Source organism: Pseudorhodoplanes sp. (assembly GCF_050250235.1).
Classification (GTDB): Bacteria; Pseudomonadota; Alphaproteobacteria; order Rhizobiales; family Xanthobacteraceae; genus Pseudorhodoplanes.
In genome coordinates this window covers 1-6,179 of sequence record NZ_JBFWPA010000228.1, presented here as the reverse complement: position 1 = coordinate 6,179, position 6,179 = coordinate 1, and the positions used below count along the sequence as shown (strand labels likewise).

Below are 6,179 nucleotides of genomic sequence, written 5' to 3'. Positions count from 1 at the left end.
GGAATGGTCTTCTCGGCTGCTTCGCGAAGCTATTGCCAAACGCTATGGCTTCGACGCCGATTGTGTGGTCTGCGGTTCAGGTGAGACGGAGGTTATTTCGTTTGTTATTCGGGCGTTCTCGCGCCCGGGCGACAGAATCCAAATGTACGAGCCTTGTTTCCCAATCTATCACATCTTCGCTGAGAACGAGGGGCGTGTGCCGAGCTACGTTCGGATGGGCGTCGACTTCGACTTGGTCGTTGATGACTTCATCAAGACGATGAAGTCGACTTGTCCGAAGGTCGCTTTCATCACTAATCCGCACAGCCCAAGCGGCAAGCTCATGGCTAACGAAGACATCCGTCGGATTTGCGAAGCCGCGAGAGGCGAAACGCTCGTCGTTCTCGACGAGGCGTATATCCACTTCACCGAAACAAACGGTGGCATGGAGCTTGCGCGCCAGTACGATAACTTGATTTGCCTCCGTACGTTCTCGAAAGCCTTCGGCTTGGCTGGTCTGCGGCTTGGGTTTGGCGTCGCCGGCAACAAGGAACTCATCCGTCCGCTAATGAACCTTAAGCCCACGTGGAATCTCGGCATCATGCAAACGTCGGGTGGAATTGCGGCGATCAATGATCAGGAACATGTCGATAAGACTGTGAAGATGATTGTCGAAATGCGTAATTATGTTGCGGAGAGACTAGCAAAATTCAATCGGTTTCGGATGGTTCCGGGTTCTCGCTCTAATTTTTTCATGCTTGAAGTCACCGATCCGGAACTGACATCGACCGACGTATTCCAGGGGCTGCTGAAGCGAGGCGTCATTACGAAGGATGGCGCCGACTCCTTCCGCGGTCTCGGTGACCGGTATCTTCGTATCGATATCAGCTTTCAAAAAAACATGGACCGGCTGGTGTCCGCATTGACCGAAATCTCATCTGAAGGCAAGGCTCGCTAAGTTTAAGGGGGCGGCACTTCGTCGCCTCCTTTTTAGCCTCATGTCTTTGCTTCGGGATTGAGTGAGGGTCCAGATGAAAGCCATCGTCTGCCGCGAGCACGGCGGAATTGATAAGCTAGTTTACGACGACGTTGTCGAGCCGACTGCTGGCCCAGGCGAAGTGGTCGTTACTGTAAAGATCGCTGGCTTAAATTTCTTCGACACTTTGATGATTGCCGGCAAGTATCAATACAAACCGCCGTTGCCTTTTTCTCCTGGTGCGGAGGGCGCTGGCGTTATTTGCGCTGTCGGTGAAGGCGTCTCTGACTTCCGGGTTGGTGACCGAGTGGCGGCATTCCTCAATAATTTCTGTCGAGAAAAAACGGCGGTTCCTGTCAGCAGGCTGTTGCCAATCCCTGCCGACATCACAGACGAAGAGGCAGCAGCGCTCGTCGTCACGTATGGCATGTCGTTGCATGCTTTGAAGGACCGCGCTTCCCTTCAGGTTGGTGAGACGCTGGCGGTTCTTGGCGCGACCGGTGGCGCAGGCCTTGCAGCAGTTGAGCTGGGCAAGGCCATGGGCGCTCGTGTTATTGCTTGCGTCTCCTCCACAAAAAAGGAGGAACTTGCGAAGAAGCAGGGCGCGGATGCAACGATCGATTATTCTAGAGACAATCTAAAGGATGCTTTGCGAAATTTAACTGACGGAAAGGGCGTCAATGTCGTTTTCGATCCCGTTGGAGGCGATTTTTCGGAACCCGCGTTGCGCGCAATGGCGTGGGGTGGGCGGTTTCTCGTGGTGGGATTTGCCTCCGGGACGATTCCAAAGATTTCGCTTAATCTGCCTCTTCTGAAAAGCTGCGATATCCAAGGCGTGTTTTGGACTCCGTTTCTGGATCGCAATCCGAAAAAATACCGCGCAAATATGGCGCAGATCTTTTCTTGGAGAAGGGAGCGCAAGCTATCAGCCCACGTCGATCAGATTTTCCCACTCGTTGCCACAGCAGAAGCACTGAGCCTCTTGACCGGTCGCGAAGCGCAGGGGAAAGTTTTGGTCCGCATATAGTTACGTGCCATTTGGTAGAATGAGCGATTTAGATGATAGTGGATCCTGAGCGAGGTCGCGAAAGAACCGAGCGGAATTGTAGAAGCTGGTTACGCAATTGATCGACGTCGCCGCCCCCCAGACAAATTCGGACTTGAGATTGAGGCTTTAGTGCGGTGCCCACAGCAAAATGATGCGCGGGAGAAACCCGAATGCTCTGTGCAGCAAGCTCCGTTACGAAATCTTCCGAGCGCCAGGAATCCGGCAGATCCTGCCAAACGTGATAGCTTGGCAGTTCAAGTTGAGGTAAGTGGCCGACCACTTCCTCATAAAGTTTTAAGCGGCGACGGGCTTCAGCCCGATGAGCTGCTAGACATTTCTCGATCGCACCACTGATGACTAAGATCTCGAACAGCGAAAGCCACATCGTCGGTGCTGTCCAATGAAGAGCGACCAAAGCGTTGGAAAGCGCTGGAACTAGCGACTGCGGAGAAACCATCGTGCCCAAGCGGATCCCCGGTGCTAGTGATTTCGACATGCTACTAATATGAATGACATTCTGGGGAGCGATGGCCGCGAGCGGTTTAGTTTTTTCGCCAGATAAATGGCCATAAATGTCATCTTCGATGATGACGATATTTGCTGATTCGCACAGGGCGGCTATCTCCGCTCGCCGCTCACTAGGCATAGTCGCCGTCGTGGGGTTTTGAACAACAGCGGAACAGATCAAAGCTTTGGCTCCTGAACTTTTCAGTTTATCGCTGAGCGAACGAGGAACGAGGCCCTGCTTGTCCATCTCTACGCCTTCGAGCCGGACTTGATTGAGGTCGGCCAAACGCCGAATTCCTGTGTAGGTCCACTCTTCGCACAAAATAGTGTCACCGGGTTTCGTAAGAGCGAAGAAGCATGCGGCCAACGCCTGCTGACTACCATGCGTAAGCAATATGCACTCTGACTGGGGCGACAAGCTCCGTGCAGAAAGCCATCCGCGCATCAAAGTTCGATGCGCTTCAGTGCCCGTGGCAGGCTCATAGCCACAAGCGATATCACCAACGCGACGCTTTGCGAGTTCGGCAAAAGCTGCATCAAGAAACCGCTTTGTCGGATCGGCGGGTACGGTGTTCAAGCTGAGATCGACACTATCTTGATGGTGATCGCTTCGTTGGCTCCCGACCCGTATAAAAGTGCCACTACCGGCACGGGCGGTTACAATCCCGCGGCGTGCCGCTTCGCGGATCGCTTTGGTGATGGTCGCGATTGTGAGATCAAAGTCGCTCGCCAGCTCGCGCTGCGGCGGCAGGCGGTCGCCGTCACGGAGATCACCGGACGCAATATTGCGCTCGATCAAGTCGACTAACGCAAGATATTTGGGTTTGCCGCGCGAAAGCGCGGAAGGGCGCAGAGTCATCGAGCCTCCAATCATCGGTCCAATTGCCGCAGCTCTAATTAGCATAATTGTACTACTTCTTACCGAGTACAACTCATCAATAAGAAGTATTTCCAACTTAGAATGTCAACATTTTTCAGTAGTTTAGCTGGTAGAGCGACCTGTTTGTTCCGCTTACTTCGCAACGTCGACTTCTACAAGAATAATGCTATTGCAATTTCAAAAACGGATTGGATATCCTATTACAATTAAAAGCCGCTACTCCAATGTTAGGGTTCGCCTCATGGAATTCGAGAGGATAGTCGCGCAAGCGCTTACTGGTTTCGCGAGCGCGTCGAATCTCTTTCTCATCGCTTGCGGGTTGACGATCATTTTCGGAGTGACCCGTATCGTCAATTTCGCGCACGGCAGCATCTACATGCTAGGTGCGTACTTCGCCGTCACCTTGGTTGAACCCCTGCAATCGACCTTGGGTCGTACACCTGGATTTTGGCTGGCGGTCGTTGGTGCGGCTTTGTTGTCCGGCGTGGTTGGGATATTGCTCGAAGTTGCGCTCTTACGAAGACTCTATAAGTCTAACGAGCTCTTCCAACTTCTAGCTACCTTCGGTGTGGTCCTGATTGTTCAGGATTTAGTCATTTGGCTCTGGGGGCCTGATGATATTTTGGGACCTCGAGCACCGGGATTAGGCGGCTTTGTACAATTCGGCGAGCAGCGATTTCCTTCTTACAATTTGTTTATGATTTTTGTTGGGCCGACAGTTTTGGCGCTACTTTGGTTAGCTTTGCGATACACAAAGTGGGGTGTATTGCTGCGTGCCGCAACTGAAGACAAGGAAATGGTCGGCGCCTTAGGCGTACGCGATGGCTTGCTCATGACGAGCGTAGTGGCTCTCGGCGCGGCGCTTGCCGGCTTAGCAGGCGCCCTACAGATGCCTGTAGAACCGGCCAATAGCTTCATGGACGTGAACATCATTACCGAAGCCTTCGTTGTCACGGTGATTGGCGGCATGGGAAGTCTGCCTGGTGCGTTTATCGCTTCGCTAATTATTGGATTGTTGAACTCTTTCGGTGTCGCAATTTTTCCGAAGATCTCGCTAGTGTTAGCCTTTTTGGTAATGGCGATCGTCTTGATCTGTAAGCCTTGGGGCTTGTTGGGCGTACCCGAGATCGAAAAAGGGACGACGGTCACAACTGGCAACCTGTCGATGCAATTGAATTGGAAGGTGGTTTCAGCAATCGGCGTTCTGTTAGCGGGATTGCCGCTTGTGCTTGCGAACTATCAAATCACTCTTGCGACTGAAGTAATTATTCTTTCCCTGTTCGCTTTCAGCCTAAACTTCATTATGGGCAACGGAGGCATAGTATCATTTGGGCATGCCGCGTTCTTTGGGCTCGGCGCGTATGGTGCCGCACTAATGATTTTCCATTTGAAGTGGCCAATGGAATTGGCCCTTCCAGTAGGAGTCCTTGCCGCTGCCGCCGGCGCAATAATCTCGGGGTGGTTTGTTGTCCGACTCGCTGGCGTTTATGCAGCGATGTTGACGCTCGCGTTTGCTCAGATTTTGTGGTCTGCCGCATTTCAATGGAATGCTTTTAGTGGCGGCGATAACGGAGTGAACGGAATTTGGCCTAGTGATTGGGCGAGCTCGCGTCTGTCGTTCTATTATTTTGCACTGGTGTTATGTGGACTCGTAGTGCTCTAGTTGTGGCGCGCGACGCTCTCACCATTTGGTTACACACTCCGGGGCGGACGCGATTCCCCTGGACGCTGTGATGCAATTGGCATCAATCTTCGTTTACACCGATGGGCGGGGTTCGCCTTGGCTGGCACGTGTGCGGGCGTGGCCGGTTCGGTTTATGCATTTTCTAAGGGCACGGTCGATCCTGGATTTCTCGCCATCCCGACCACCGTAGATTCGCTCGCTATGGTGCTTTTGGGCGGCCTTCATTACATGGCGGGTCCGCTTGTCGGCGCGGTAATCTATCCAGTTGTGCGCGCCTATATCATGCCTCTGACCGATCATTGGCGGCTGTTTCTTGGCACCGTCATTATTACGTCTGTCCTACTCTTTCCCGAAGGCATCGTCGGTCTCGCCCGTCATATTCGTGGGTCCGTAAGGAGTTTTTTCCAGGGCTTGCGATCAAGGAGCCAAAATCCATGAACCCCGTTCTTGAGGTTCAAGGAATAAGCAAGGCTTTTGGCGGCGTACACGCCGTGGACTCCGTATCGCTTTCAATCGTTCCCGGAGAGTTGCTTGCTCTCATTGGGCCGAACGGGGCCGGAAAGTCGACGTGCTTTAACCTTATTGCAGGGCAGCTAACGCCCGACTCTGGCACCGTAAGATTTGCGGGAGAGAATATTGAGGGAAAGCCACCAAGAGAAATTTGGAGGCTAGGTATTGGACGTACATTTCAGATAGCGTCGACTTTCGGGTCTATGACGGTTTGCGAAAATGTACAAATGGCGTTTCTCTCTTTACACCAACAGACTTGGAACACTGTTCGGCTCGTCTCAGAAAGTTATCGGACCGAAGCGTTGGCGCTTCTCGATAGGCTTGGTGTCGCAGATCAGGCTGACAGGACGTGCGCCCTCCTTGCATATGGCGACGTAAAGCGTGTCGAGCTAGCGATCGCGCTGGTGAACGAGCCACGCCTCTTGCTGATGGATGAACCCACCGCTGGAATGGCGCCAGGAGAGCGAGAAGACCTCATGAAGCTCACATCAGAGCTTGTCGCCGAAAGGCAGATTGGTGTGCTCTTCACCGAGCACGATATGGACGCGGTGTTCGGGTATTCGCATCGGATCATGGTTCTAGACCGAGGAAAGGT

At 53.0% G+C, this 6,179-nt stretch carries 4 protein-coding genes and 1 pseudogene; 4 read left to right on the top strand and 1 reads right to left on the bottom strand.

Going from position 1 to position 6,179, the window contains the following annotated elements; genetic code table 11:
• Both AB7F49_RS37210 and AB7F49_RS37205 read left to right on the top strand, forming a co-directional pair.
• Positions 1 to 937 (top strand): pyridoxal phosphate-dependent aminotransferase (locus AB7F49_RS37210; protein ID WP_428532343.1); only part of this gene is annotated, 937 nt, incomplete at its 5' end.
• Between the two features lie 73 nt (positions 938 to 1,010).
• Positions 1,011 to 1,982, top strand: coding sequence for an NADPH:quinone oxidoreductase family protein (locus tag AB7F49_RS37205; RefSeq protein WP_428532340.1), 972 nt, complete (start codon positions 1,011 to 1,013; stop codon positions 1,980 to 1,982).
• Between the two features lie 28 nt (positions 1,983 to 2,010).
• Here the strand turns inward: AB7F49_RS37205 and AB7F49_RS37200 are convergent, their stop codons facing one another.
• Positions 2,011 to 3,369: a PLP-dependent aminotransferase family protein gene (locus AB7F49_RS37200; RefSeq protein WP_428532336.1), complete on the bottom strand. Its 1,359-nt coding sequence runs from the start codon at positions 3,367 to 3,369 to the stop codon at positions 2,011 to 2,013.
• 184 nt (positions 3,370 to 3,553) lie between these two features.
• On the opposite strand from AB7F49_RS37200, the pseudogene AB7F49_RS37195 reads away from it, so the two are divergent.
• Positions 3,554 to 5,512, top strand: a pseudogene (locus AB7F49_RS37195) (ABC transporter permease).
• Positions 5,509 to 6,179 (top strand): ABC transporter ATP-binding protein (locus tag AB7F49_RS37190; RefSeq protein ID WP_428532333.1); only part of this gene is annotated, 671 nt, incomplete at its 3' end. The pseudogene AB7F49_RS37195 and the gene AB7F49_RS37190, both read left to right, overlap by 4 nt.